General features: G+C 73.2%; 22 protein-coding genes, 1 tRNA gene and 1 pseudogene. 16 read left to right on the top strand and 8 right to left on the bottom strand.

The window, feature by feature from the left end; all coding sequences use genetic code 11:
* Positions 1-127 precede the first annotated feature (127 nt).
* The 4 genes from RI138_RS19270 (at position 128) to RI138_RS19285 (ending at position 4396) form a co-directional block, all read left to right on the top strand.
* Positions 128-1327 carry an amidohydrolase family protein gene (locus RI138_RS19270; protein ID WP_311120942.1) on the top strand — a complete coding sequence of 400 codons (1200 nt, stop codon included), beginning with the start codon at positions 128-130 and terminating at the stop codon, positions 1325-1327.
* A gap of 11 nt (positions 1328-1338) precedes the next feature.
* Positions 1339-2493 (top strand): acyl-CoA dehydrogenase, encoded by a 1155-nt coding sequence (locus RI138_RS19275; protein WP_311120943.1) that lies wholly within the window; start codon positions 1339-1341, stop codon positions 2491-2493.
* A 5-nt stretch (positions 2494-2498) separates the two neighbouring features.
* Positions 2499-3491, top strand: a complete 993-nt coding sequence (locus RI138_RS19280) for an acyl-CoA dehydrogenase family protein (protein ID WP_311120944.1) — start codon at positions 2499-2501, stop codon at positions 3489-3491.
* A gap of 407 nt (positions 3492-3898) precedes the next feature.
* The gene (locus RI138_RS19285) at positions 3899-4396 is read left to right on the top strand and encodes an ATP-binding protein (RefSeq protein ID WP_311120945.1); all 498 of its coding nucleotides are present in this window, start codon (positions 3899-3901) and stop codon (positions 4394-4396) included.
* A 106-nt stretch (positions 4397-4502) separates the two neighbouring features.
* Here RI138_RS19285 and RI138_RS19290 read toward each other — a convergent pair whose 3' ends face one another.
* On the bottom strand, positions 4503-5429 hold the full coding sequence (locus RI138_RS19290; protein WP_311120946.1) for a cyclase family protein: 927 nt from the start codon (positions 5427-5429) through the stop codon (positions 4503-4505).
* Positions 5430-5513: 84 nt separating this feature from the next.
* On the opposite strand from RI138_RS19290, the gene RI138_RS19295 reads away from it, so the two are divergent.
* The 4 genes and pseudogenes from RI138_RS19295 to RI138_RS19310 all read left to right on the top strand — a co-directional run.
* Positions 5514-6428 (top strand): SDR family oxidoreductase, encoded by a 915-nt coding sequence (locus tag RI138_RS19295; protein ID WP_311120947.1) that lies wholly within the window; start codon positions 5514-5516, stop codon positions 6426-6428.
* 150 nt (positions 6429-6578) lie between these two features.
* Positions 6579-7730 carry an acyl-CoA dehydrogenase family protein gene (locus RI138_RS19300; RefSeq protein ID WP_311120948.1) on the top strand — a complete coding sequence of 384 codons (1152 nt, stop codon included), beginning with the start codon at positions 6579-6581 and terminating at the stop codon, positions 7728-7730.
* Positions 7727-8776, top strand: a complete 1050-nt coding sequence (locus RI138_RS19305; protein WP_096627674.1) for a Zn-dependent alcohol dehydrogenase — start codon at positions 7727-7729, stop codon at positions 8774-8776. The genes RI138_RS19300 and RI138_RS19305 overlap by 4 nt, the downstream gene beginning before the upstream one ends.
* Positions 8777-8817: 41 nt before the next feature.
* Positions 8818-9114: pseudogene (locus RI138_RS19310) on the top strand (MarR family transcriptional regulator); the annotation flags it as partial.
* On the opposite strand, the gene RI138_RS19315 reads toward RI138_RS19310, so the two are convergent.
* Positions 9111-10097 (bottom strand): GlxA family transcriptional regulator, encoded by a 987-nt coding sequence (locus RI138_RS19315; protein WP_096627750.1) that lies wholly within the window; start codon positions 10095-10097, stop codon positions 9111-9113. The pseudogene RI138_RS19310 and the gene RI138_RS19315 overlap by 4 nt on opposite strands.
* Positions 10098-10170: 73 nt before the next feature.
* Here RI138_RS19315 and RI138_RS19320 point away from each other — a divergent pair, with 73 nt between their 5' ends.
* Together RI138_RS19320 and RI138_RS19325 are read left to right on the top strand one after the other, a co-directional pair.
* A complete protein-coding gene (locus RI138_RS19320; RefSeq protein ID WP_311120949.1) occupies positions 10171-10605 on the top strand; it encodes a ribosomal maturation YjgA family protein in 435 nt (144 codons plus the stop codon).
* 139 nt (positions 10606-10744) lie between these two features.
* Entirely contained in the window at positions 10745-12067 is a 1323-nt protein-coding gene (locus RI138_RS19325; protein ID WP_398863297.1) for an MFS transporter, read from the top strand.
* Positions 12068-12105: 38 nt separating this feature from the next.
* Here the strand turns inward: RI138_RS19325 and RI138_RS19330 are convergent, their stop codons facing one another.
* From RI138_RS19330 to RI138_RS19340, 3 genes are all read right to left on the bottom strand, one after another.
* Positions 12106-12708, bottom strand: coding sequence for a flavin reductase family protein (locus RI138_RS19330; protein WP_311122939.1), 603 nt, complete (start codon positions 12706-12708; stop codon positions 12106-12108).
* A gap of 159 nt (positions 12709-12867) precedes the next feature.
* Positions 12868-13677 carry an enoyl-CoA hydratase/isomerase family protein gene (locus tag RI138_RS19335; RefSeq protein ID WP_311120951.1) on the bottom strand — a complete coding sequence of 270 codons (810 nt, stop codon included), beginning with the start codon at positions 13675-13677 and terminating at the stop codon, positions 12868-12870.
* Positions 13674-15902: an acetate--CoA ligase family protein gene (locus tag RI138_RS19340; protein ID WP_311120952.1), complete on the bottom strand. Its 2229-nt coding sequence runs from the start codon at positions 15900-15902 to the stop codon at positions 13674-13676. Before RI138_RS19340 ends, RI138_RS19335 begins: the two co-directional genes overlap by 4 nt.
* A gap of 318 nt (positions 15903-16220) precedes the next feature.
* On the opposite strand from RI138_RS19340, the gene RI138_RS19345 reads away from it, so the two are divergent.
* Both RI138_RS19345 and RI138_RS19350 read left to right on the top strand, forming a co-directional pair.
* Positions 16221-16294, top strand: a tRNA-Met gene (locus RI138_RS19345).
* Positions 16295-16446: 152 nt separating this feature from the next.
* Positions 16447-17328, top strand: coding sequence for an NAD(P)H-binding protein (locus RI138_RS19350; RefSeq protein WP_096627667.1), 882 nt, complete (start codon positions 16447-16449; stop codon positions 17326-17328).
* A 182-nt stretch (positions 17329-17510) separates the two neighbouring features.
* Here RI138_RS19350 and RI138_RS19355 read toward each other — a convergent pair whose 3' ends face one another.
* Both RI138_RS19355 and RI138_RS19360 read right to left on the bottom strand, forming a co-directional pair.
* Positions 17511-18476, bottom strand: coding sequence for an AraC family transcriptional regulator (locus RI138_RS19355; RefSeq protein WP_311120953.1), 966 nt, complete (start codon positions 18474-18476; stop codon positions 17511-17513).
* 383 nt (positions 18477-18859) lie between these two features.
* Positions 18860-20056, bottom strand: coding sequence for a flavin-containing monooxygenase (locus RI138_RS19360; protein ID WP_311120954.1), 1197 nt, complete (start codon positions 20054-20056; stop codon positions 18860-18862).
* Positions 20057-20244: 188 nt separating this feature from the next.
* Between RI138_RS19360 and RI138_RS19365 the strand changes: the two genes are divergently transcribed.
* Genes RI138_RS19365 through RI138_RS19380 form a run of 4 tightly spaced genes read left to right on the top strand, consistent with a single transcriptional unit; the run spans position 20245 to position 25517 of the window.
* Positions 20245-20697 carry a DoxX family protein gene (locus RI138_RS19365; RefSeq protein WP_311120955.1) on the top strand — a complete coding sequence of 151 codons (453 nt, stop codon included), beginning with the start codon at positions 20245-20247 and terminating at the stop codon, positions 20695-20697.
* Entirely contained in the window at positions 20694-21251 is a 558-nt protein-coding gene (locus tag RI138_RS19370; protein WP_311120956.1) for a Zn-ribbon domain-containing OB-fold protein, read from the top strand. The genes RI138_RS19365 and RI138_RS19370 overlap by 4 nt, the downstream gene beginning before the upstream one ends.
* 22 nt (positions 21252-21273) lie before the next feature.
* Positions 21274-24840 (top strand): CHAT domain-containing protein, encoded by a 3567-nt coding sequence (locus tag RI138_RS19375; protein WP_311120957.1) that lies wholly within the window; start codon positions 21274-21276, stop codon positions 24838-24840.
* A complete protein-coding gene (locus RI138_RS19380) occupies positions 24837-25517 on the top strand; it encodes a hypothetical protein (RefSeq protein WP_311120958.1) in 681 nt (226 codons plus the stop codon). The genes RI138_RS19375 and RI138_RS19380 overlap by 4 nt, the downstream gene beginning before the upstream one ends.
* An 86-nt stretch (positions 25518-25603) precedes the next feature.
* Here the strand turns inward: RI138_RS19380 and RI138_RS19385 are convergent, their stop codons facing one another.
* Positions 25604-26023, bottom strand: coding sequence for a hypothetical protein (locus RI138_RS19385; RefSeq protein WP_311120959.1), 420 nt, complete (start codon positions 26021-26023; stop codon positions 25604-25606).
* Positions 26024-26114: the final 91 nt, after the last annotated feature.

Consider the following 26114-nt stretch of genomic DNA (forward strand, 5'->3'; position numbering starts at 1 on the left):
TGCCTTGTCGGTCCAGGGGTGCGGGGCTAGCCTGATGGCCGCAATCGAATCTGACGGACCATCAGAAATGGCGCCCGCTCCCGGGAACCCGACGGGTGCGCCGGGTGCGCGGAGGGGACGGCACACCATGACGGACACGGAACTGCCTCGGATCGTCAGCGTCGACGACCATGTGATCGAGCCCGCGCACCTCTTCGCCGCCTGGCTCCCCGCGAAGTACCGCGAGCGGGGGCCGCAGCCGCTGACGGCGGGCATCGGGGAGCTGGCGTACACGGGCGGGAAGTACGTCATCACGATGGACCCGGACGGGCCGCCGGCCGACTGGTGGATCTACGAGGACCTGAAGTTCCCGTACAAGCGGAACATCGCCGCCGTCGGCTTCGACCGCGACGACATGACCCTGGAGGGAATCACCCGGGCCGAGATGCGCCCCGGCTGCTGGGACCCGGCCGAACGGCTCAAGGACATGGACCTCAACCACGTCGAGGCCTCCCTCTGCTTCCCGACCTTCCCGCGCTTCTGCGGGCAGACCTTCGCCGAGGCGCACGACAAGGAGGTCGCCCTCGCCTGCGTACGCGCCTACAACGACTGGATGGTCGAGGAGTGGTGCGGCGACAGCGGCGGACGCCTCATCCCGCTCTGCATCATCCCGCTCTGGGACATCGGCCTCGCGGTGGCGGAGATCAAGCGGAACGCGGCGCGGGGCGTACGGGCGGTCACCTTCTCCGAGATCCCCACCCACCTGGGGCTCCCGTCCATCCACACCGGCTACTGGGACCCGTTCTTCGCGGTCTGCCAGGAGACCGGCACGGTCGTCAACATGCACATCGGGTCCAGCTCCCAGATGCCCGCGGCCTCCCCGGACGCGCCCCCGGCCGTGCAGGCCTCGCTCTCCTTCAACAACGCGATGGCCTCGATGATGGACTTCCTCTTCAGCGGGGTGCTGGTGAAGTTCCCGACGCTGAAACTGGCTTACAGCGAGGGCCAGATGGGGTGGATACCGTACGCCCTGGAGCGCGCCGACGACGTGTGGGAGGAGCACCGGGCCTGGGGCGGGGTGCGCGATCTGATCCCCGAGCCGCCGTCCACGTACTACTACCGGCAGATGTTCTGCTGCTTCTTCCGCGACAAGCACGGCATCTCCGCGCTCGACGTCGTCGGGCGGGACAACGCCACCTTCGAGACCGATTACCCGCACGTGGACTCGACCTTCCCGCACACCAAGGAGGTCGCGCTCGACCACGTCAAGGGACTGGACGAGGAGACCGTCTACAAACTGATGCGCGGAAACGCCATCCGGATGCTCGGCCTGGACCTGGACAAGTAGGCGGCGGAACCGTGGATCTCGCGTACACGAAGGCCGAGGAGGAGTTCCGGGGGCGGCTGCGGGAGTGGCTGGCGGCCGTGCTCCCCGGCCTGCCCGCCAAGCCCTCGCCCGACGACTGGCCCGCGCGCCGGGCGTACGACACGACCTGGCAGCGGATGCTGTACGACGCCGGGTACGCGGGCCTGCACTGGCCGGTCGACGCGGGCGGGCGGGGTGCGACCCCGACCCAGCACCTGATCTTCCTGGAGGAGACGGAGAAGGCCGGAGCGCCCTATGTCGGGGCGAACTTCGTCGGGCTGCTGCACGCCGGGCCAACCGTCGCCGCCGAGGGCACGGCCGAGCAGCGGGCCCGCTGGCTGCCCCCGGTGCTGCGCGGCGACGAGGTCTGGTGCCAGGGGTTCAGCGAGCCGGACGCGGGGTCCGACCTGGCCGCACTGCGGACGCGGGCGGTGCGCGACGGCGACGACTACGTGATCAGCGGCAGCAAGATCTGGACCTCGCACGCGGAGGTCGCCGACTGGTGCGAACTGCTCGTGCGTACGGACCCGAAGGCGCCGAAGCACCGGGGGATCAGCTGGCTCGCGATGCCGATGGACGCGCCCGGCATCACGGTCCGCCCGCTGCGGACCCTGGCGGGGTCCACGGAGTTCGCGGAGATGTTCCTCGACGAGGTCAGGGTGCCGGTACGCAACCGGGTCGGGGCCGAGAACGACGGCTGGCGGGTCACCATGGTCACCCTCTCCTTCGAACGCGGTACGGCCTTCGTCGGCGAGGTCGTGGCCTGCCGCCGCACCCTGGACGTGCTCGCCGACGAGGCCCGGTCCAACGGGCGCTGGGACGACCCGGTGCTGCGGCGGAGGCTGGGCCGGTTGAACGCCGAGCTGCGGTCCCTGTGGCGGCTCACCGAGTGGAACGTCAGCGAGTCCCAGCGCACGGGCGGGGTCCCGGGTATCGGCGGCTCGGTCTTCAAGCTGCGCTACTCCGGGGTCCGCCAGGAGCTGTACGAGGCGGCGGCGGAGGTGCTGGGCGCTGACGCGTTCGACATGGACCGGGAATGGGTCCTGGACCGGCTCTCCTCCCTCTCGTACACGATCGCGGCGGGCACCTCGCAGATCCAGCGGAACATCGTCGCCGAGCGCATCCTCGGCCTGCCGAAGGGGCGCTGACCACCGTGGACTTCCAGCTCTCGGACGACCAGCGGGCCCTGCGGTCCGGGATGCGCGACCTGCTCGGGGCGGTGTTCGACCGGGACCGGCTGCGGGCGGCGGTGGAGCGGGGCGGGGCGGTGGACCGGGGCCTGTGGCGGGAGCTGGGCGCGGCCGGGTTCTTCGCGCTGCGGCTCCCGGAGGCGGAGGGCGGGGTGGGGCTCGGACTCCCGGAAGCCGTGCTGCTCTTCGAGGAGGCGGGCCGGGCACTGCTGCCGGGCCCGCTGGTCGCCACCCACCTCGCGGCGGGCCTGGTGAAGGGGGCCGCGGAGGGCGAGGCGGTGGTGACGGCGGCGGACGGGCGGCTGCCGGTGGCGCACCTGGGGGAGGCGGACGCGGTGCTGGCGGGCGCGGGGGCGCTCGCCGGGGAGGCGCTGCGCGCCTGTGCGGCCGCCGCCCGGCCCGTACGGTCGATGGACCCGCTCACGCCGCTGCACCGGATGCCGTCGGCGGAGCGCACCACGGCGCACTCGGAGCGGTTCCGGTGCGAGGCCGCGCTGCTGACCGCCGCCGAACAGCTCGGCAGCGCCGCCCGGACCACCGAGGCGGCCGTTCAACACGCCGGGGAGCGCGAGCAGTTCGGATCGCCCATCGGATCGTTCCAGGCGGTCAAACATCTCTGCGCCGACATGCTCGCCCGCACCGAACCGGCCCGCGCCGCCGTGTACGCGGCAGCGGTCACCGGCGATCCGGTGGAGATCGCGGCGGCCAAGCTGCTCGCCGACGAGGCGGCCGTCCGCAACGCCCGCGACTGCCTCCAGATCCATGGCGGAATGGGCTTCACCTGGGAGGCAGATGTTCACCTCCACCTCAAACGGGCCTGGCTGCGGTCCGCGTGCTGGCTCGGCGGGGCGGCGGCCGAGGAGCTGCTCGCCGCCGATCTGGGGGCCGCAGGGCCGCTTCCCGGCAGCTCGGCGGCGTACGGTCGCGCAGGCGTGGAAGCCGGGGGTGGAGGGTGACTCAGTGCAGCCGGTCGGCGTCGATACCGGCTTGTGTCCTTTGCGTGATTCGTCACCGGGTGGAGTCGGGGTCCGGCTCGGGTACGCTCCGTGGGATGCGAGTGGTTCTGGAACCGGGCGATCCGGGGGCGGCCTGTGCGGCGGCTCCGGTCCGGGGCGAGGGCTCTTGCCGGAGATGCGCCGGGCCTGCCCGGGAAGCGATTCTCGCGGTCTCTGCGCGCTCCTGTTCGACTCCCCGCAGCGTGCGTCGCACAGTATGCACCACGCGTACTCCTTCGCGCTGGAATATGCCCGAAGCGCTTGTTGCGGTGACTGTACGTCAACCATGCTGTCGCGTAAGGGAATCACGTTCCGTGACCCTGAGAAGGCGCGAGGCGATGTGTCCGCCGGTTCGGATGGTGTGAGCGGTGCAGGTGCTTCAGGTTCAGCTGGAGGTCGGTCCGGATCCCGCAGAGGTGGGGCGGGCCCGTAAGTGGGCGCGGTCGCGCCTGGTCGGTTCCGGGATAGGCGATGACGAGCCGCTCGCCGAAACGCTCATCCTGCTGATCTCGGAGCTGGTCACCAACGCGGTCGTCCACACGGGCTGCCCGGCTGTGCTGCGGATGCTGTTCGGCGGGACCGAAGCCTCCGGGGCGGGCGGCACGGTCCGGGTGGAGGTCGCGGACGCCAGCGACCGCCCGCCGCTCCAGCGTCACGCGGAGGGCGACGACACCAACGGCCGGGGCCTGGAGCTGGTGGACGGCCTCGCGGACCGCTGGGGCTGGCAGCCGGAGGGCGCCGGGAAGCAGATCTGGTGCGAGGTCGACCGGAGCGCGCCGGTGCGACCCCAGGAGACGCCCACGGTGGTCATCCAGGGCGGCGAGACGTGCGAGCCGCCCACGTGCGTCTTCACCAACCTGGCCTGAGGACCGCGGCTTTCCCGTCGGGACCGCTCACCACCGGCCTGGCCTGAGGCCTGAAGGCTGAGGTCAGCGGCCTGTCCGCCGGGGCCCGTTCCGCGTCGAGGGCCGCTCACAGGACCGCGACCGGGGCGACCGGAGAGCCGGTGGCCCCGGTGAACGGCTCCGGCGTGGCCGTGAGCAGGAACGCGCACCGTCCCTCCTCCGCACAGGCGGTGGACAGCGCCTCCAGGTTCCAGTTCTGGCCCTGGAGCATGCCCATCTCCACCAGGTGCAGGGCGTGCACCGGCATCCACAGGTCCTCGATCTCCGGCGGAAAGATCTCGAAGGTCAGGGTGTCGTTGGCGACGGCGGCCACATCCCGCGCGTGGAACCACTCGGGCGTGTGCACGGAGAGCCCCGGTGACGGATAGCCGTACGCGTGCCGGTCCCCGGCCAGCGCCACCTGCACCTGCCCGGTCCGTACGAGCACGACGTCCCCGGCCCGTACCCGTGCGCCTCCGAACTCCTCCGCCGCCGACAGGTCCTCCGGCGTGACGGCGTGATCGCCCGGCAGCCGGTCCACGCCCCGGGCGCGCGCGACATCAAGAAGTACGCCGCGCGAGACGAGGTGGCCCACGGCGGCGATTGACGAGAACCGCGCTCCGGCGTGCGCCGTGATCGTGTCCGCCGGGCGGCCGTTGTAGATCTTCCCGCTGTGCGAGGCGTGGGTGAGGGCGTCCCAGTGGGTCGCGGCCTGGAGCCCCATCGTGACGGCGTCGTCGCTGGTGGCGACCGTGCCGGGGCCGAAGATCTCCTGGTTGATCTGGACCATCGTGTGCAGCGGATTGACCCGGCCCGGGATCAGCCCGCTCTGCACCCCGTCCTGCTGGAGCGGCAGGGCGAGCGGTATCCGGCGGCCGGTGCGGACGGTGGCTGCGGCCTCCCGTACGACGGCGTCGGTGATCAGGTTGAGCGTCCCGCGCTCGTCCTCCTCCCCCCAGCGGCCCCAGTTGTTCACGCGCTCGGCGATCTCGTGGAACGCGGCGGGCAGGGACATGGGGGCCTCCTGGGGCTTGTGCCGGAGTATCCGACTGCCCATAAAATCTAACGGTCCGTCAGAAACCGCGGGAAGGGGCCGGGCATGGGGAACTTCTTGGCAGGCAGGGTGGTCGCCGTGACGGGGGCCGGCCGGGGCATCGGGCGGGCGGTCGCGCTCGCCGCGGCGGCGGAGGGGGCGCGGGTCGTCGTCAACGACTACGGCGTCTCCGTCGAGGGCTCCGAGCCGACCAGCGAGATAGCCCGGTCCGTCGTCAAGGAGATCGAGGCGGCGGGCGGCGAGGCGGTCGCGGTGGCCGACGACATCTCCACGATGGCGGGCGGACAGCGGATCGTGGACACCGCGCTGGCGGAGTACGGCCGGCTCGACGGGGTGGTCTGCGTGGCCGGGATTCTGCGCGAGCGGATGCTGTTCAACATGTCCGAGGAGGAGTGGGACCCGGTCCTGGCCACCCACCTCAAGGGCACGTTCACGGTCTTCCGGGCGGCCTCGGCGGTGATGCGCAAGCAGGAGGGCGGCGGCACGCTGATCGGCTTCACCAGCGGCAACCACCAGGGCAGCGTCTCCCAGGCCAACTACAGCGCGGCCAAGGGCGGCGTCATCTCGCTGGTCCGCAGTGCGGCGCTCGGCCTGCACAAGTACGGCGTGACGGCGAACGCGGTCGCCCCGGTCGCCCGGACCCGGATGTCCGCCGGGGTCCCGATGGAGCTGAAGGAGATCGGCGAGCCGGAGGACGTGGCGGCGCTGGTGGTCTACCTGCTCAGCGACCGGGCGCGGGAGGAGAGGATCACCGGCCAGGTGTACACGATCGCGGGCCCCAAGATCGCGGTCTGGGCCCAGCCGAGGGAGCTGCGGGCCGGTTACGCGGAGGGCCCCTGGACCCCGGAGCGGATCGCGGACTTCCTCCCGGGGACGGTGGGCACCGACCCGATGCCGATGCTGGCGCGGCTGGAGGAGATGGCGGCGGCGGCGAGGTCGGGGTCCCGGCCGAACCAATGACCGCCCTCGTGGCTCCGCCCGACGGAGGAGCGGGCCGGAACGAGCGGCCTCTCCGGCGATGGAGGAGCGGGGCCGGAACCAGCGGCCTCTCCGGCGACGGAGCAGCGGGGGTCCGGGCACGGAGCTCTCAGGGACGAGCAGGAGGAACGCATGGACTTTCGCTTCACGTCCGAGGACGACGATTTCCGCACCGAAGCCCGCGCCTGGCTGGAATCCCATCTCGCCCACACCCCCGCCCCCGCCCCCCGCGCGTGGGAACGCGAGCTGGGCCGGGCGGGCTGGATCGGGCTCGGCTGGCCCGGCGAGGACGGCGAGGGCTACGGCAACCGCCGCGCCACCCTCACCCAACAGGTCGTCTGGGCCGAGGAGTACGCCCGCTCCACCGCCCCCGCCCGCATGGGCCACATCGGGGAGAACCTCCTCGCCCCGACCCTCATCGCGTACGGCACCGAGGAGCAGAAGCACCGCCATCTGCCCCCCGTCGCCCGGGGCGAGACCCTGTGGTGCCAGGGGTACAGCGAACCGGGCGCCGGGTCCGACCTCGCGGGTGTGCGGACCGTCGCCGCCCCGGACGGGACCGGCGGGTACGCCGTGACCGGGCAGAAGATCTGGACCTCGCTCGCCCAGGACGCCGACTGGTGCTTCGTCCTCGCCCGCACCGAACCCGGTTCCACCCGTCGCCACGGCCTCTCCTTCCTCCTGGTCGACATGGACCAGCCGGGCAGGATCGACGTACGGCCGATCCGGCAGATGACCGGGACCAGCGAGTTCAACGAGGTGTTCTTCGACGGGGCCCGGGCCGCCGAGGCGGTCGGCGGGGAGGGCAACGGCTGGCAGGTCGCCATGGGCCTCCTCGCCCTGGAGCGGGGGGTCTCCACCCTGGCCCAGCAGATCGGGTTCGCCGCCGAGCTGGAGGGCGTCGTGCGCGCCGCCGAGGCGAGCGGGGCCTCCGAGGACCCGGTCATCAGAGCCCGGCTCGTACGCCAGTGGGCCGAGCTGGTCACCATGCGCCGGCACGCCCTGCGCACCCTGGGCGCCACCGGCGACCCGGGCGCGCCCAGTGTGTCGAAGCTGCTGTGGGGCGGCTGGCACCAGCGGCTCGGCGAGCTGGCGGTGGAGGTGAGCGGCGAGGCGGGGGCCGTCGGGCAGCGACCCTGGTTACCGGCGCGCCCCTACGAACTCACCGGCGCACAGCACCTGTTCCTCTTCACCCGGGCCGACACCATCTACGGCGGCTCCGACGAGATCCAGCGGAACATCATCGCCGAGCGGGTGCTCGGCCTACCGAGGGAGCCGAGATGAGAGGCGTCGTCTTCGACGGCACACGGACCGAGGTCGTGGACGACCTGGAGATACGCGAACCGGGCCCGGGGGAGGTCCTGGTGGCGGTGGCCGCCGCCGGTCTCTGCCACAGCGACCTGTCGGTGATCGACGGCACGATCCCCTTTCCGGTCCCCGTCGTGCTCGGCCACGAGGGCGCGGGCGTGGTGGAGGCGGTGGGCCCCGGCGTCAGCCACGTACGGCCCGGTGATCACGTCGCGCTGTCCACCCTCGCCAACTGCGGGGCCTGCGCCCAGTGCGACCGGGGCAGGCCGACGATGTGCAGGAGAGCGATCGGCCGCCCGGGAAGACCGTTCTCGCGCGCCGGCGAGGAACTCTTCCAGTTCGCCTCCAACTCGGCTTTCGCGGAACGTACGTTGGTGCGTGCCGTGCAGGCCGTGAAGATCCCGGCCGACCTGCCCCTCACCTCCGCCGCCCTGATCGGCTGCGGGGTCCTCACCGGTGTCGGGGCCGTACTCAACCGGGCGAAGGTCGACCGGGGTGACAGCGTCGTGGTCATCGGCACCGGCGGTATCGGCCTCAACGTGCTCCAGGGGGCCCGGCTGGCGGGTGCGCTCACCGTCGTCGCCGTCGACAGCAACCCGGCGAAGGAGGCGGTGGCCCGGCAGTTCGGCGCCACACACTTCCTGACGAGCGCCGACGGCGTACGCGACATCCTCCCCGCCGGCGCCGACCACGCCTTCGAGTGCGTCGGCCGCACCGAGCTGATCCGGCAGGCGATCGACCTGCTCGACCGGCACGGACAGGCGGTGCTGTTGGGCGTACCGGCGGCGAGTGCCGAGGCGTCGTTCGTCGTCTCCTCGATGTACCTGGACAAGTCGATCCTCGGCTGCCGTTACGGCTCCTCGCGGCCGCAGCGCGACATCGCCCTGTACGCGGACCTGTACCGGGAGGGCCGGCTGCTGCTGGACGAGCTGGTGACGGAGACGTACCCGGTGGAGGACTTCGCCAAGGCGGCTGACGACGCGCATCACGGGAGGGTGGCGCGGGGGGTCCTGGTCTTCTGATCCGCCGGCTCGGTCCGGGGCGGTGACCGGACACCGCCTGGCCGGAGGCGCCGCGCCGCGAGGAGGTCGTCACCCAGCTGACCTCCGTGGCGGACGGACCGCACGAGGTTGAGCGCACCATCGACCAGCTGGTCCACCGCGGCTGGCTGTGGATCGGTACCGGGCAGTGCCTGCACCTCACCGATGCCGGGGAGGCCGCCAGAGTGGGACTGCGCGAGCCGGCGACCGAGCTGCGTGCCGTGGTCCACGAAGGCATCAGCGATGAGGAGTACGTGGCCGCGCTCAAGGTCCTGCGCAGGATGGTCGCCAACGTCGAGGGCGGCAGGGGCAGCCCTTAGGTGTTCGCCGAGGCCCGGAACGTACGCCGGTAGACCGTCGGCGGCACGCCCAGGGCCGCCTGGAGGTGCTGGCGCAGGGAGGTCGCCGTGCCGAAGCCCGCGTCCCGGGCGACCTGGTCGATCGACAGGTCCGTCGACTCCAGCAGGTGGCGGGCCCGCTCAACGCGCTGCTGCGTGAGCCACTGGCCGGGGCTGATCCCGACCTCCTCGCGGAAGCGGCGGGTGAACGTCCGTACGCTCATCGCCTCCTGCTCCGCCATGTCCCGCAGCAGGATCGGCCGCTCCAGCCGGGCGAGCGCCCAGGCCCGGGCGGCGGTGGTGGTCGCGAACTGCGGTTCGGGGAGGGGCCGGTGGATGTACTGGGCCTGGCCGCCGTCCCGGTGCGGGGGGACCACCGTGCGGCGGGCGACCTCGTTCGCGACGGCCGCGCCGTGGTCGCGGCGCACGAGGTGCAGGCACAGGTCGATACCGGCGGCGACCCCGGCGGAGGTGAGAACGTCCCCGTCGTCGATGAACAGGACGCCCGGGTCGACGCGGACCTGCGGGAACGTCCGCTGGAAATGGTCGGCGGAGGCCCAGTGCGTGGTGGCGGGTCGGCCGTCGAGATACCCGGCTGCGGCCAGGACGTAGCTGCCGGTGCAGATGGACACCATCCGGGTGCCGGGCCGGACCCGGGCGAGCGCGGCCGCCAGGTCCTCGGTGAGCCTGCCCTCCTCGAATACCGGGCCCAGCTCGTAGGAGGCGGGGACGACGACCGTGTCGGCGGTGGCCAGCAGCTCCGGGCCGTGCTCCACGAGGACGGAGAAGTCCGCGTCCGTACGGACCGGCCCCGGCGGGCGGACCGAGCAGGTCACGACGTTGTACAGAGGCTTGCTCGGTCCGCCCGGCTCCATGCTGACGGAGCGGCCGAAGATCCGCTGCGGAATACCCAGTTCGAAGGGGAGCAGTCCGTCGAGGGCCAGGACGACGACGCGGTGCGGCATGAAGGCCTCCTCGGCGACCACGGGGGACCCGGTGGCTGGTATAGACCATGAGCTGATACAGATTACTGACGTGATGGAGAAGCCGACAGGGACCGCGTCCATTCCCGAGGCGGCACACGTCCGTCGCCGCCCGCCCTCCGCGCTCCGGGCCCGCGCGGTGGCGGCGGCCGCGGCCGTCCTCACCGTGGCCGCGGGCCTCGCCGTACGCGCCGGGGCCGACGGCGCCTTCGCCAAGTACGCGGGGAGCGCGCTCTACACGGTGCTGCTCTGCGCGCTGGCCGCCCTGTGCGCGCCCCGCGCGCGGCCGGTCGCGGTGGCGGGCGCCGCACTCGCCCTGAGCTGGGCGGTCGAGTTCCTCCAGCTCACCGGGGTGCCCGCCGACCTCTCGGCGCGGAGCACGGCCGCCCGGCTGGTCCTCGGCTCGACGTTCAACGCCCCGGACCTGTTCTGGTACGCGGCGGGCGCGGCGGCGGCCTGGGCCGTCCACACGGGGGCCCGGAGGCGCTGAGAGCGTAACCGGAGGTCCTGGGCGAGCCGCTTCTCCCGAACTTCTTCCAGCGCCCCGGGCCACGGCATGGCCCGATTCCTGCGAACCGTGTCCTCCCGGCCACTCGTACGGAAAGGTGCAGGCCAGGAAGCTGGTCCGCGTGACCCAGACAACCGTGAGCGCTGCCCGAGACGACGGGCGACGGCCGCCCCGTGAGACGCGCCGCCGCCCCCGCGTCCACCGGGCGTGGATCGTGGCCGCCGTCACCTTCGTGACGATCATCGGCGGCGCGGCCTTCAACTCCCTGCCCGGCCTGCTGATCGACCCGCTCCACACGGAGTTCGGCTGGTCGCGGGGCGAGATCGGGCTCGCGGTCTCCATCGACATGGCGCTGTACGGGCTGACGGCCCCGTTCGCCGCCGCGCTGATGGACCGGTTCGGCATCCGGCGGGTCGTGGCGACCGCGCTGACCATGGTGGCGGCCGGGGCGCTGGCGAGCGTCTGGATGACGGCCTCCTGGCAGTTGATGATCTATTGGGGGCTGCTCGTCGGCCTCGGCACCGGGTCCATGGCGATGGCGTTCGCCGCGACCGTCACCAACCGCTGGTTCGTGGCCCGCCGGGGCCTGGTCACCGGCATCCTCACCGCGGCGGGCGCCTCCGGACAGCTGGTCTTCCTCCCGCTCTGCGCCTGGATCGTCGTCGAGCACGGCTGGCGGCCCGCCTCGGTCACCGTCGCCCTCGCGGCCCTGGTCGTCGTCCCGTTCGTCTGGCTCCTGATGCGCGACCACCCGGCCGACACGGGCCTCGCCCCGTACGGCGGGGAGTACGTGGACAAGCCCGCGCCCGCCCGGGGCGTCGCGCGCCGCACGGTGAAGGTGCTGTTCGACGCGGCGCGCACCGGACCGTTCTGGCTGCTGGCCGGAACGTTCGCGATCTGCGGGGCCACCACCAACGGACTGGTCCGCACCCACTTCGTCCCGTCCGCCCACGACCACGGCATGCCGGTCACGGCGGCCGCCTCGCTGCTCGCGGTGATCGGGGTCTTCGACGTCATCGGCACCATCTTCTCGGGCTGGCTGACCGACCGCTTCGACGCGCGCAGGCTGCTGGCCGTCTACTACGCGCTGCGCGGGATCTCTCTGCTGTTCCTGCCGATGCTGATGGCGCCCGAGGTGCGGCCGTCGATGGTCTTCTTCATCGTGTTCTACGGTCTTGACTGGGTGGCCACCGTCCCGCCGACGCTGGCGCTGTGCCGGGAGCAGTACGGCGACGACAGCGCGATCGTCTTCGGCTGGGTGCTGGCCTCGCACCAGGTGGGCGCGGCAGTGGTGGCGTTCCTCGGCGGGGTGGCCCGGGACGTGTTCGGCAGCTACGACGTGGTCTGGTACGCGTCGGGGGCGCTGTGTGCGACGGCGGCCCTGATGGCGCTGGTGATCCGCCGGGGCCCGCGGTCGGGTGCCGGGGCCGGGGTCAGTCCCTGAGGCGCCCGAACGCCCCCTGGTATGGGGCCGGGCCGGGGTCAGCGGCTGAGGCGGCCGAACGCCCCCTGGTGGAACAGCAGGGGGTCCCCCTCGGCCGTGGCCCCCAGCGCCTCCACCCTGCCCACCACGATGAGGTGGTCGCCGCCGGTGTGGACGGCATGGATGCGGCAGTCGACCCAGGCGGGCACGGAGTCCAGCAGCGGCGCACCGGTCGCCGGGGCGTCCCCGTACGTCACCCCCGCGAACTTGTCCGCCCCGCTCACCGCGAACCCCCGGCACAGCGCGTCCTGCCCGGCCCCCAGGATGTTGACGCAGAACACCCCCGCGCGGGCGATGCGCGGCCAGGTCGTCGACGTACGGGCGACCATGAAGGCGACCAGCGGCGGGTCGAGCGAGAGCGAGGCGAAGGACTGGCAGGCGAAGCCCGTCGGCCCGTCCGCGTCGCGCGCGGTGACCACAGTGACGCCACTGGCGAAGTGGCCCAGTACGCGCCGGAATTCGGCCGGGTCGACGGGGAGTCGTTCGTCGTCCCGGACGGCTCTCAGGTCGGGCCGGGGCAGCGCCTCCAGGGGAGGGCGCGGCGGTCCTGCTGTCGTGGCGGCGCCGACGGACCTGAGGTACCGGACGGCGGTGGCGGCCATGCCTGCGTGTCCCATCACACCGCCCATTAGAACTGACGGATCGTCAGATGTGAACCCGTGTGAACGCGCGTGAAGCCGCGTGAAGCCGTCTCGACCCGGGCGGGCATGGGTGACGGGCTCGTCGGTTCACGCCCTGCCGGGCTTCACGGCGGCCCGCCCTCAGTACCCCCGGTACTCCGGCGCCCGCCGCTCGACGAAGGAGGCCACGCCCTCGTTGGCGTCGCGCGTGGTCATGTTGATCTCCTGGGCCGCGGCCTCGGCCGCGAACGCGGTGGCCCGATCGCTGTCCAGGGAGGCGTTCACCAGCTGCTTGGCCAGGGCCAGGGCCCGGGTGGGCCCCTCGGCCAGCCGCCCCGCCCATTCCTCGGCCAGGGCCTCCAGCTCCCCTGCCGGTACGGTCCGGTTGACCAGCCCCATCCGCTCGGCGTCCGCCGCGCCGAGCGCGTCCCCGAAGAACATCAGCTCCTTCGCCCGCTGCGGCCCCACCAGCCGGGGCAGCAGATACGCGCCGCCGCCGTCCGGGACGAGCCCCCGGCGTACGAAGACCTCGATGAACCTCGCCGTGTCGGCCGCCAGGACCAGATCACAGGCGAACGCCAGATGCGCGCCGATCCCGGCCGCCGTCCCGTTGACCGCGGCGATCACCGGCTTCTCGCAGTCCAGTACGGCGGCGATGAGCCGCTGCGCGCCGAGCCGGATGGTCCGGGCGACGTCGCCCGGGACGCGCTCCCGGCCGGCGGCCGGCGCGCCCCGCAGATCGGCGCCCGCGCAGAAGCCGCGCCCGGTGCCGGTGAGTACGACGGCCCGCACGGCGGGGTCGGCGGAGGCGTCGGCGAGCAGGGCGATGACGCGTTCGCGCTGATCCCAGGTGACGGCGTTCATGGCCTCGGGCCGGTTGAGCGTGATCCAGGAGACGCCGCCGTCGAGGGCGTGGAGGACGGTCGGGTCCGCCTCCGTGCCCCCGCTCACCGGCACACCGCCAGCGCGTCCAGGGCCACCGCGCCCTGCCCGCGGCCCAACACCACCAGCGGGTTGATGTCCAGCTCGGTCAGGTCGTCGCCCAGCTCCAGGGCCATCCGCTGGACCCGCAGCACCACCTCGACGAGCGCGTCCACGTCCACCGGGGCCCCGCCGCGCACCCCCTCCAGGAGCGCCCGGCCGCGCAGCTCGCCCAGCATGTCCCGGGCGTCCCGCTCGCCGAACGGCGGCACCCGGACCGCCGCGTCGTGAAGCACCTCCACCAGGACCCCGCCGAGCCCCACGGTGACCGTCGGGCCGAAGAGGGCGTCGTGCGTGACACCGACCATCATCTCGACGCCCCGGTCGATCATCTGGCAGACCAGGATGCCGTCCAGGTCCACCGACTCGTACCGGGCGATGTCGGTCAACTCCCGGTAGGCGTCCCGGACCTGGCTGGCGGAGGTGAGGCCGACCTTCACCAGGCCCAGCTCCGTCTTGTGGGCGAGCCGGGGCCCGGAGGCCTTCATCACCACCGGGTAGCCGACCGGCCCGGCGGCCCGTACGGCGGCCGCGGCGCTGGTCACCAGCTGCTCGCGCGGCACGCGGATCCCGTACGCGCGCAGCAGCTGCTTCGCCGCGTGCTCGCTGAGCTGCTGCCCCGGGCGCATCAGGCCCTGCGCCTTGCGGAAGGAGGGCGACGGGGTGCGCGGGGCGTCCTCGAAGGGGGAGTCGTAGCGGGCGGCGAAGCGGTGGTGGTCGAGGTAGGCCTTCACGGCGGTCACGCAGTTGCGAGACGTACGGAAGGTGGCGAGCCGGGAGGAGCCCAGCAGCGTGGTGCGGTAGGCGTCCTCGGTGCCGACGGGCGAGCCCCAGATCACGCAGATCAGCTTGTCGGTGGCCTCCGCCGCGTCCGCCAGGTCCTGGGCGAGCCGGTCGCTCATCGGGGGGAAGGGGCCGGTGATCGGACAGATCAGCACCCCGACGGACGGTTCGGCGAGGATCGCGTCGATGATCTTCCGGCCGCGCCAGTCGCCGACCGGGTGGCCGCCGTTGTCGATGGGGTTGGCGACGTTCAGGTAGCCCGGTATCCAGGTGTGCAGCTCGTCCTGCTTGGCCCGGGAGAGGGCGGGCAGCGAGAGCCCCGCCGCCGTCGCCAGGTCCGCGAAGTGAGCGCCGGTGCCGCCGGAGATCGAGTACACCGCGACACCCTCGGCTCGCGGCGGCCGGGCGCGGGCCAGCAGGGCCGCGGTGTCCTGGAGCTCGTCGAGCCCGTCCACCCGGATCACCCCGAACTGCCGCATCGCCGCGTCCACCACCTGGTCCGCCCCGGTCAGCTTCCCGGTGTGCGAGGCGGCGGCCTCGGCCCCGGTCTCCGTACGGCCCACCTTCACCGCGACGACCGGGACCTTGGCGCGGGCGGCCCGGTCGGCGGCGAGCAGGAAGGACCGGCCGTCCTTGAGCCCCTCGACGTAGCAGGCGATGGCCCCCACCTCGGGGAGCTGGGCGAAGTACGCGAGGAAGTCGGCGGTCTCCAGATCGGCCTCGTTGCCCGTCGGGGCCCAGTGCGAGAGCCGGACGCCCAGCTCCTGGAGGGCGTACAGCGGGCGGCCCTGGTGTCCGGACTGGGTGATCAGGGCGATGGCCGGGCCCTCCAGGTCGTCCCGGAACCTCTCGAAGGCGTTGAGGTTGGTGTTCGGCCCGAGCAGCCGCAGCCCGGACCGCTCCACGGCCGCTGCCAGCCGGGCCTGGGCCACCGCGCCCGCCTCCCCGGTCTCCGCGAACCCGGAGGCGAAGGCGACCGCGAAGGGCACCTTGGCCTCGGCCAGCTCGTCGATCACCGGGAGCGGGTCCGCGATCAGCAGGACCGCCAGGTCGACGGGTTCGGGCAGCTCGGCGACGGAGGGGAAGCAGGCGGTGCCGAAGACGGCTTCCCGGGCCGGGTGCACCGGGTGCAGCCGCGCCCCGACCCGTTCCGCCCAGGCGATGAGCTGCCGGGTGATGCCGGTGTTGGGGCGCCCTTCGGCGTCCGAGGCCCCGACGACGGCCACCGAGCGGGGCCGGAAGAAGCGGTCCAGGTCGGGTACGGCCAGGTGCAGCGGCCGCCCGCTGACATCGAGCCCGCCCTGCCGTGTGGCCGTCGGCAGACTGACGACCGAGGCGTGCGGCTCCTCGCCGCAGGCCACCACCCGGGCGCGGAAGTCGGTGGTGAGGGTGCCGTGAGTCGATCCAAGCATCGTTCCGCCCACTCCTGCTCGATGGCCCGCCGGGGAAGGGGCGAGGCCGGCCGGTTGGCTGACACTCAGTCAGATTACTGAACTGACGCTGCGTCAGGAATGGGTGTGCAGGCAAAGGCTCGCATGGTCTGTGCGGACAATGGGTCGCATGGTCTGTGCAGGCGATGGCTCACGTGGTCTGTGCGGGTAGTGGCTCACGTGCCTCCGTGCAGGCAATGGCTCACGTGGTCTGCGTGGGTAAAAAGCTCACGTGGTTCGTGCAGGCGAAGACCCGTGGTCACGGAGGGGTAATCCGTGGCGTAAGGTGGTGTTCACCGACGCGGGGTGGAGCAGCTCGGTAGCTCGCTGGGCTCATAACCCAGAGGTCGCAGGTTCAAATCCTGTCCCCGCTACTGATGAAGACGACCGAGGCCCGGATCCCCAGGATCCGGGCCTCGGTCGTGCCCGCTCCCTTCCCGGTGTCCCCGGCCCTGCCGGACGCTCGGACATCCTTCGCGGACGCTGGCCCATGGGCGCCCGGCCGCGCCCGGCGCACGCTTGATCCATGACATCCCAGACGCCCCAGGCACCTGAAACATCCGAGACGCAGGGCCCCGTGCTCGTGGTCGGCGGTACCGGCAAGACCGGCCGCAGGGTCGTGGCCCGCCTCCGCGAGCGGGGGGTGGAGACCCGGGCGGCCTCGCGGTCCGGCGACACCCCCTTCGACTGGCAGGACCGCGCCACCTGGCAGGCGGCCCTGGCCGGGGCCGCAGCCGTCTACATCGTCCCGCAGGACGCCTCCCCCTCCCCGACACCGGCCTTCGTCGAACAGGCCGTCGCGAGCGGGGTGCGGCGCATCGTCCTGCTCTCGGCACGGGGCACCGGCACGCCCGGCTACTTCGGCCCCGGTCACGACGACGGCGGCCCGCACGGTGAGGGCGAGCGGGCGGTCCGGGCCTCCGGAGTGCCCTGGACGATCCTGCGGCCGGGCTGGTTCGCCCAGAACTTCAACGAGGGCGCCTTCCTCGGCGGCGTACGCGGCGGAACGCTGGCCCTGCCCACCGGGGACGGCCGGGCGGCGTTCGTCGACGCGGACGACATCGCGGACGTGGCCGTGGCCGCGCTCACCGAGGACGGCCACACGGGCGAGGTGTACGAACTGTCCGGCCGACGGGCGCTCAGCATCGCTGAGGCCCTGGACGAGATCGCCAAGGAGACCGGGGTGCGCGCCACCCACGTCACCATCGACGAGTCCACCTTCCGGGACGGGCTGCTGTCCCAGGGCGTCCCGGAGGCCGAGGCCGAGCTCTGGACCGTCGTGCTGAGGCCGATCGCCGCGAGCCGGGAGGCCCCGGTACTGGACGGCGTACGACGGGCGCTGGGCCGGGAGCCGCGCGACTTCACCGACTTCGTCCGTGACGCGGCGGCGAAGGGGTCGTGGGCCTGAGGCCTGGGACGGCCTGACGTCGGGGCGGCCCGGGGGCTTGGGCGGGCCTGACACGAGGCCCGCCCAGGCCCGCCCCGCCCAGGCCCGCCCCGTCTGGGCGTGGGCGCCCGGTCTCACTCCCCCCGTCTGGGCGCGGGGCGTCCGGCCTCACCCCGCCCCACCCGGGCGCGGGACCCCCGGTCTCACCCCACCGCCTCGGACGCCACCGCCTCCCGCCGGTACGCGCTCGGGCTCTCGCCGCGCAGCCGTTTGAACGCCGCGCTGAAGCCGAAGGCGTCCGCGTAGCCGACCCGCCGGGCGACCGCCGCGACGGTCAGCTCGGGCCGGGTCAGCAGGTCGGCGGCGAGGGTCATCCGCCACTCGGTCAGATACGCCACCGGCCCGTCCCCCACGAGTTCCGTGAACCGCTTGGCCAGGGTCGTCCGCGAGACCCCCGCCCGGCTCGCCAGCTCCGCCGTCGTCCAGGGGTACGCCGGGTCCTCGTGCATCGCCCGCAGGGCCGGGCCCGCCACCTCGTCGCCGAGTGCGCCGTACCAGCCCGGCGGGTCGGCCTCGGGCCGGTCGAACCAGTCCCGCAGCGTACACACGAGCATCCAGTCCAGGAGCCGGTCGAGGACGATCTGATCCCCCGGCCGCCTGCCGCCCATCCGCGCCTCCAGGTAGTCGCGCAGGGGTGAGCAGTCCTCGTCGTCGGAGACGACGAGGGCGGGCGGGAGCGCTCGCAGGAGCCGCTGCGGGACTTCCGTCCGTACGTCGTAGGTGGCGACCAGCAGGACGGTGGGGGAGTCGAGTTCGGGGTCACCGCCCGGAGCGTCGGCCATGTCCTGCCCCCGCCTCCAGCGCACCTCCCGCACGCGGTCGCCCGATCCGGAATCGGGCCCGGAACCGCCCCCCGACCCCGTGCCGTTCGCCGGCTCATCGGTGAAGACGAACGGCGCCGGTCCCCGTACGATCGCGGCGTCACCGGCCTCCACCCGCAGCGGCTCGCCGCCCTCGGGCACGATCCACCCCGCACCCCGCAGCGGCATGCACATGGTCAGATAGGCCCCGTCGGTGAACCGCAGCGACCACGGCGGCCACAGCATCGACCGGCCGAACACCGCCCCCTTGCCCCGCACACCCTGCAACAGCTCGTCGAACACGTCCATGGCGCTCACGATAGGCAGAACACCGGCGAAGGCCGGGCGCTTCCCGCTCCCGTACGGGATGTCCCCGCCCAGTACGTGGATTCCCGCCGCGTCGGAGCGATGCGAGTGCCCGCTCCGTCAGCTCCCGCGCCGCACGCTCGGCAACGTGTTCAGCGAGTCAGCGGAGCGGTACGCCGACCTCCACCACCTCGTCCGAATGGACCTCGGCCCGGGAGGTCGGCGACCAAGCCCCGCCGGGTGGGCGTCACGGCTGACCAGCACCGCGCAGTTCGGCGAGTTGATGATCCGGCAACTCGTCGCGCGGGTCGATGGTCACGGTCACTTCTCGGACATCGCTCACGCGGCGCACCCTGCTCGCAGGCTCCGGCAAGTCCACTCGTTCCTCAGCGCGACGCCCGCGCCACCCTTTTGGCGATTCTCTCGGCGTCCAGGGCCAGTTCGCGGAGCATCCCGCTGATCGGGTTGGTGAAGCCGGTGAAGTAGAGGCCCGGCGTCTGCTTCGGGGAGCGGGCGCCGTGGGTGAGCGGGCGGCCCCGGGCGTCCAGGACGTCCAGGTGGCCGAGCAGGGGCTCCAGGGCGCGGTCGTAACCGGTCGCGGTGATGACGGCGTCCGGGGTGAGGCGGGTGCCGTCGGCCAGGATCACCGCGTCCTTGTCGAACGAGGCGACCGTGGCGACGGGCGCCACCGCGCCGGTCCTCACCGCGTCGATCAGGCCCACGTCCTGGACCGGGATCGCGCCTTGCCGGGCCCGGGAGTACAGGCCCGTTTCCGGGCGCGGGAGGCCATGGGCGGTCAGGTCGGGCACGGTGATCCGGGCCAGTGCGGCCCCCGCCCGGTCGACGAGCCACACCGGCAGCCGGCGGACCAGGACGCCGGTGGCCTGGGCGGGCCAGCCCGCGGTGGAGCGGCGCACGATGTGCGGGGGCGTGCGGACCGCGATGCGCACCCGGGACGCGCCGCCCTCCGCCAGGTCCGCCGCTATCTCCGCGCCCGTGTTGCCGATGCCGACGACCAGGACGTCCCGGTCCGCGTACGGGGCGGGGTTCCGGTACCGCGCCGCGTGCAGCAGCTCGCCCGTGAACGTGTCGCGGCCCGGCCAGTCGGGGATGCGCGGGGTGTGGTTGTAGCCGGTGGCCACGACGACCGCGCGGCCCCGCAGGACCCGGCCGCCGGTCGCGGTGAGCTGCCAGTCGCCGGAGCCGTCGGGGGCCCGGTCGACACGGGTCACCTCGACGCCCGTCACCACCTCCAGCTCGTGGTGTTCGGCGTACTTCTCCAGGTACCGCACCAGGTCGTCCCGGCCGACCCATCGCCCGAACCTGCGCGGTATCCGCAGCCCCGGCAGCGCCGACCAGCGGCGGGTGGTGTGCAGGTGCAGCCGGTCGTAGTGGCCCCGCCAGGACGCGCCGACCCGGTCCGATTTCTCCAGGATCACCGCCCGTACGCCCCGTGCGCGGAGCGCCGCGGCGACGGCGAGGCCTCCGGGGCCGCCGCCGATGACATAGACGGGCCGGTCGTCCGTACGGTCGGTGAGGGCGACGGCGTCGTGGCTGCCTGCGGTGGACGGGCTGTTGGGCATGGTTCGGAGCGTAATCGCCCGCTCTGTTGATGGGTCTCGGTCAAGAGGGAAATCGATTGCGAATTGATCACGGGGCGTCGCGGGGCGTTGCGGGGCCGCCCGCGCCGAGGTGCGTGCGCACCTCTTGCGTCGGGCGCCCCGCATCCGCTGAACTGACGTACCGTCAGAAACTAGCGATCGGAGGCCCGATGCGGACGATCTGGCTCAGCGGTGCGGAATGGTTCGCCGTTCTGCGCATAGGCCTCGGCCTGTGGTGGCTGGAGAGCTGGCGGCACAAGGACAAGAAGGGCTGGTTCGAACGCGGTACGGGCATCGCCTGGGCGGCGGACGTCGCGGGCAAGCACCGCTGGGGCGTCGTGCGCACGGGCTTCCGGCGGATCGTCGCGCCGCACCCGAAGCTCATGGCGTACGTCGTCGTCTACGCCGAACTGGCAATCGGGCTGGGCCTGGTGACCGGGTTCCTGACCCCGGTCGCCCTGATCGCCGCGCTCCTCCTCAACCTCCTCTACCTGGTCCTGATGATCCACGACTGGGCCGAGCAGGGGCAGAACGCGATGATGGCGCTGATCTCGCTGGTGGCCCTGTTCGCGATGGCCTGGCAGACGTGGTCGCTGGACGCGGCGTTCGGGCTGTTCCTGTGAGCCCGGGGACGCCTCCGGACCGCGCGGCGGTCCCGCGCTTCGACCTCCCGGAGCCGGACGCCTTCACCCGCCCGTACTGGGACGCGGCGGGGGAGGGGCGGCTGCTGATCCGCCGCTGCGCCGCCTGCGGCCGGGCGCACCACTACCCGCGCGAGTTCTGCCCGTACTGCTGGAGCGAGGACGTGGAGTGGGAGCCCGCGAGCGGAGACGCCACCCTCTACACCTGGTCCGTCGTCCACCGCAACGACCTGCCGCCCTTCGGCTCCCGCGTCCCGTACGTCGCCGCCGTCGTCGACCTCGCGGAGGGGCCCCGGATGATGACGGAGGTCGTGGAGTGCGAGCCCGCCGCGCTCCGCGTCGGGATGGGGCTGACGGTCACGTTCCGGGGCGCGGAGGAGGTGGAGGGCGTGGAGGCCGTACCGGTCTTCAGGCCCCTGCGGCTGACGGGCTCCGAGACGCCGGGTGGGGCCGGGAAGAGCCCGGGGGCCGGATTCCGTCCGGGAAACGGCCTGTCCGCGTTCGCCGCCTGTGGGAGGGTGGCGCCGGGGCCATGATCGGCGGGTGCGAGGGGGCGGCGTGCGGCGCTCGGGGGATGTCACGGGCTGGGCGTTCCTGGCGGAAGTGGACGGAGTCCGGCACGCCGGGCTGGCGGTGGGGCAGGCAGGGCTCAGTCCGTTCACCGGGGCCGGTGCCGGCGGAAGCCTGTTCACCAGGGCGTACGCGCGGGGGCTGGCCGCGCTCACCTCGCTGGACGGACTGCCGTTCGCGGACCCCGTCGACGCGCGGTGGTGCGTCCACCGGGACGCGGCGGGCATCGTCGTCGTCTTCGGACCGGGCGGCCTGGAGCTGGCGTACGACCTCGATCTGGACCTGCCGCCCGGCTGGCTGGAGACGGCTGCCGGTGCCGGATCGCTCGTCCTGGTGGTGTCCCACGTGCTGCCGGCCGCGGGCGACATGGCCGAAGTGCTGACCGACGAGACACAGCGGGGGATGGTCTGCGCAGGCCGGGTGCGGTTCGGCCCGCCCGGCCACGCGGCGGCCGGTCCGCCCACGGTCACCTACGTCCTCGACCCGGTGTCCGTCCTGCTGGAGCTGGTGCTCCATGTGGGGGACCGGGTGCTGTCGCTCGACACGGCCAAGCTGCGGGCCCGTGAGCTGGAGCGGGCGCGGCGCGGACTGGGGCCGGAGCTGGAGGAAGCGCACGGGCTGTCCGCCGAAGAGATGCTGGACGCGCTGACCGGCGAGGCGGCCCGGAGTCAGGGAGCGTCGGCCGAGGTCCTCCACCTCTACTGGCGGTTGGCGGCCGAGGTCGCCGACGAGTGCGGGGCGGAGTCCACCTGGCGGGAGGCGGCGCTGCGTACGGTCGAGAGTGCGGCACCGGTTCTCGCGCAGCGGTGCGACCGCTCGGTGTTCGAGGAAGCCGACGCGGTGGCGGGCCGCCTGATCGCGGAACTGGAGGGTTCCCCGGGCCTGGCCGCGGCCCTCCTGGCCGCAGCCAGGCTGCGGCTGGCGGTACTGGGGCCGGAGGACCGGGGCGGCGACGTGTACGCCGGTGAGGAGCGGACCGTACGGGCCGCTCAGCTCGCCGCGGACCTGTACCGACCTGAGCCGCACCGGCCGCGGTCCAGCGGGCCGTGGCCGTTGCGGTTCGACTCGCGGCTGCGCGTGGAGGCACGTCAACTGCTGCTACGGGCGGCCGAGTCGGACGACCGGGCGAGCGGGCCTGGCAGCACACTGCGCCCGATGATCCTGGCCGCGCTGGCCCAGGTGCTCGCGGAGGACGGAGGCGTGGACCAGGAGACCGCGCGGGCCGCGTTCGCCGCGCTGTACGAGACGTCCGGAGCGTCCGGGGCCGCTCCGCCGGATCTGCTGCTCTTCCTGCTTCGGTGGGTGGCGGGTACGCCCGCCGCGCCCGACGCGCTCGTCGACGCCGTGCGCGAGAACTTGTTCGGCTCGGACACAGACGCCTTCCTCGCCGCGTACGGCGGTGCGGTCGCCGCTCGTACCGTGGACCAGGGCGTCAACCTCGCCCGGGAGCGAGCCGACCGGCGGTTGCTCCGTGCGGCACTTGACTGGGCCGACAGGTCCTCCTTCGTCAGGGGCCCGGCGCACCGCCGGCAGCTGACGGAGGCCCGGCTGCACGCACTGCCCGACGACCCCACCGACTGCCCCGGCCCCGGCCCGCTCCCGGAGTCCTTTCCGGCGGCCTGGTCCCCGGCGCAGCGCTCGGCCGCCCTGCTGCACACCGCCGCCCACGCCCGCGACCGGCAGCAGCCCGCGCTGGGTGTCGCCCTCCTGCGGCAGGCGGGCCCGAGCGGCGGCGCGGGGGTGCGACTGCTTACGGCGGACCTGTACCGGCTGGCCGTGGAGCGGGGCGAGCCGGTGGCAGGCGAGGTTCCGTTCCCGTGGGGTCACTCCACGTACGCCGCTCTCTCCTACGCCTCGCTGAACCAGCAGGACCTTGCCCTGGCGTGCCTGCTGCCCGTCCTCCACGACCTGCCGCGACTCCACGGCGACGACCTCAAGAAGGCCGTGTACGCGATCATCGTGGACGTTCCGAACTTCGACACCAGCGGCGCTCCCGCGCTCGGCGAGGTGCTGCGCGACCTCGTCCACGCCGCCGTATGGCAACTCACCGTCGAGACCGAGTCCATGCCGGTGGCGTTGATGCTCGGCCTCCACCAGGCCGGGAAGGGGCCGGAAGCGGGCGCGTGGCGCCGGATCGAAGGCCCGGTCACCCGGCCCGCGCACATCGAGAACTACGTCGCGAAACTCCGCGCCCTGCAGAGCCCCACGGCCGTCGGCGGTGCGACGGCGAACCTGCTCAACGTGCTGGACGCGGACCACCGCCCCGGCGACGAGGACAACGAGGACAACGAAGGCGGCGAGGGCGGCGAAGGCCGTGACGATCGGGAGGAGTTCGCCCGCCACCTGCGGCGGCGCATCTCCTCGTTCATCGACGACGAACTGCGCAGCCGCTCGGCGGCGTTCGTGGACGACGAGCACCTGTGGGCGCGGACCGGGGAACTGCTCGACGACCGCACCGTGCTGCTCACCTGGTTCCTGCCCACCGCGACGAACGGCGCGGCCGTCCTGCTCGCCGTCACCCGCGAGGGCAGCGCGATGGTCGTGCAGCTCGGCGAGGCGGCCGACAGCGGACCACGGGACGCCGAAGCGTACGCCGACCGGCACCCCGCCGCTGACCGGCATCCCGTCCCCGACCGGCATCCCGTCGCCGACCTGGTGGAGGCGGTCCGGACGGAGGTCGAACGCGACCCGCTCGTCGGCGACGTGACCCCGGAGGGGCGCCGGTTGCTCACCGGGTACGAACTTCCGCTCGCCACCGACGACCAGTGGGCCGCATGGCGCGCCCAGGGCAAGAACCGCCTCCTGCTCTGGCCGCACGGCGCACTGCACTACCTGCCGGTCGCACTCTGCTCCGGCGACGGCCGCGTGATCGCCGACGACTGGACCGTCACCACCATCGCGGGCCTCGAAGCCCTCGTCCCCGCGGACGTCCCCGTACGCCCCCGCCGTACCGCGGTGCTCGCTTCGGCCGCCGGTGGCGTCCCCTACGGTCTGCCCGCCGAACCCGCTCTGGAGGAGCACGCCCGTGCGGTCGCCGCCGCGGTCAGGGCGACCGCGCTGACGGGCCCGGCCGCCACCCGTGCCGGGCTGCTGGCCGAACTCGCCACGGCGGACGTGGTCCATCTCGCCGTCCACGGCACCATGGACCAGGACGCGCCCTGGTTGCACTGCCTCTACTTCACGCCGGACGATGACGACGACGGCCGGGTCCTCGCCCACGACTTCCTCGAACTCGACCTGAGCGGCGTCCGCCTGGTCACGCTCGCCGCGTGCGAGTCGGCGCTGGGCCGCTTCGACCGGGCGGACAACGTCCGAGGCGTCCCGGCGGCGCTGATCACCGCCGGTGTGCAGGCCGTCGTGGGCTGCCTGTGGGCCGTCCGCCCCGAACCGGCCACGTTCTTCTTCCACCACCTGCACCTGCGGGCCGGACTCGTCGACGACCCTGAACAGGCGTTCCGCGCAGCACAGCTGGCCACCCGGGCCCGGTATCCCCAATACCGTGACTGGGGAGCGTTCACGTATCTACTGGGCCGGAGCAAGGGGGCCGACGTATGACCGAGGTACACCTGCACGATGTGGCCCTCGTGCCGGAGCGCACTCTCGGCTCTCCGGGCGACGAAGCACCGCTGCGCGGCCGGCTCACCTTCGGCTGGGACCTGCTGCCCGCCGACCACGCGAGCGCCTCCGCCGACTGGCTCACCCACGTCCGGACCACGCCCGGCCGGGAGTACCGCCACCTGCTGCTGGTGTGCTCCTTCCGCCCCGAGACCCCGCAGGCGCCGGGCGCGTTCCGGCACGCCTCCCTGGCGGTCGCCCTCAGCACCCCCGACCCGGCGGTGCGGCCTGTCGCCCGGTTCATCGACCCGGGCGTACGCAACCGCCCGGCGGTGGCGGCCGGTCCCGGCACCGGACTCAGCTTCACGGTCACCACCGGCATCGTGGACGTGGGCGTCGAGCGGCAGCCGGAGGCGGGTCGCCGCCCCGGCCGGGAGGAGTGGATCGTGCGCGGTCACGGGGCGTCCCAGCCGGACCCGCAGTGGGAGTTCCGCCGTCTGCGCCGCCTGCCGCTGGTCGGGGATCATCCGGTGGCCGCCCTGGTGGAGCTTGTTCCCGGCCTGGTGAACACGGCGGATGTGCTGGTCGCCGCCGAACTGGAGCACCGCAGCTGGGGCATCCGCCGCTACCGCGCGCGCCTGGGCCCCGCGAGCCAGGGCATCACGCTCAGCCCGTGAGCCATCCTGGCCTGTGAGCCAGCTCCGCCCGTGAACCACCCTGGTCTGTGAACCATCTCCGCCCGGCCGCCGTCACCCGCCCGCGCTCACCCGCTCTCCTCCCCCGCCGCCGGGGCCAGTTGCGCCAGCACCAGCCCGTGCAGCAGCTCCGGGTCCACGAACTCGTCCTCCTCCGGCGCCCCGCACCGCCAGCTCAGCGGGTACGTGTTGCCGTCCGGGGCGGGGATGCCCACCCACTCGTCGCGGGTGGCAGGCCCGAAGCACTTCACGCCCGGCGGCCAGTCGTACCCCTCGCTCGCACCCGGCGGAATCAGGAAGTACGTCCACCGCGCCCCCGCCACCTCCCGCACCACCGGACCGGGCTCGCCCTCCGTCAGTGTCGCCAGGTGCTGGAGGACCGCCTCGCCCCGGATGCCCCGGAGCCGGATGGCGTCGAAGTGGATACCGGTGAGGTGGAGTTGGTGCCCGGCGGTGGGTACCCATTCGGGGAGTTTCTTGCTCGTCATGGCTACGAGCATTCCCTCGGCTGCGTAGCGTGACCAGCAGAACGCGGTCCACATCGACGTGATGTGGGGAGGGTGGTGACGGCTGTGGGGA

Source organism: Streptomyces durocortorensis (assembly GCF_031760065.1).
Taxonomy (GTDB): Bacteria; Actinomycetota; Actinomycetes; order Streptomycetales; family Streptomycetaceae; genus Streptomyces.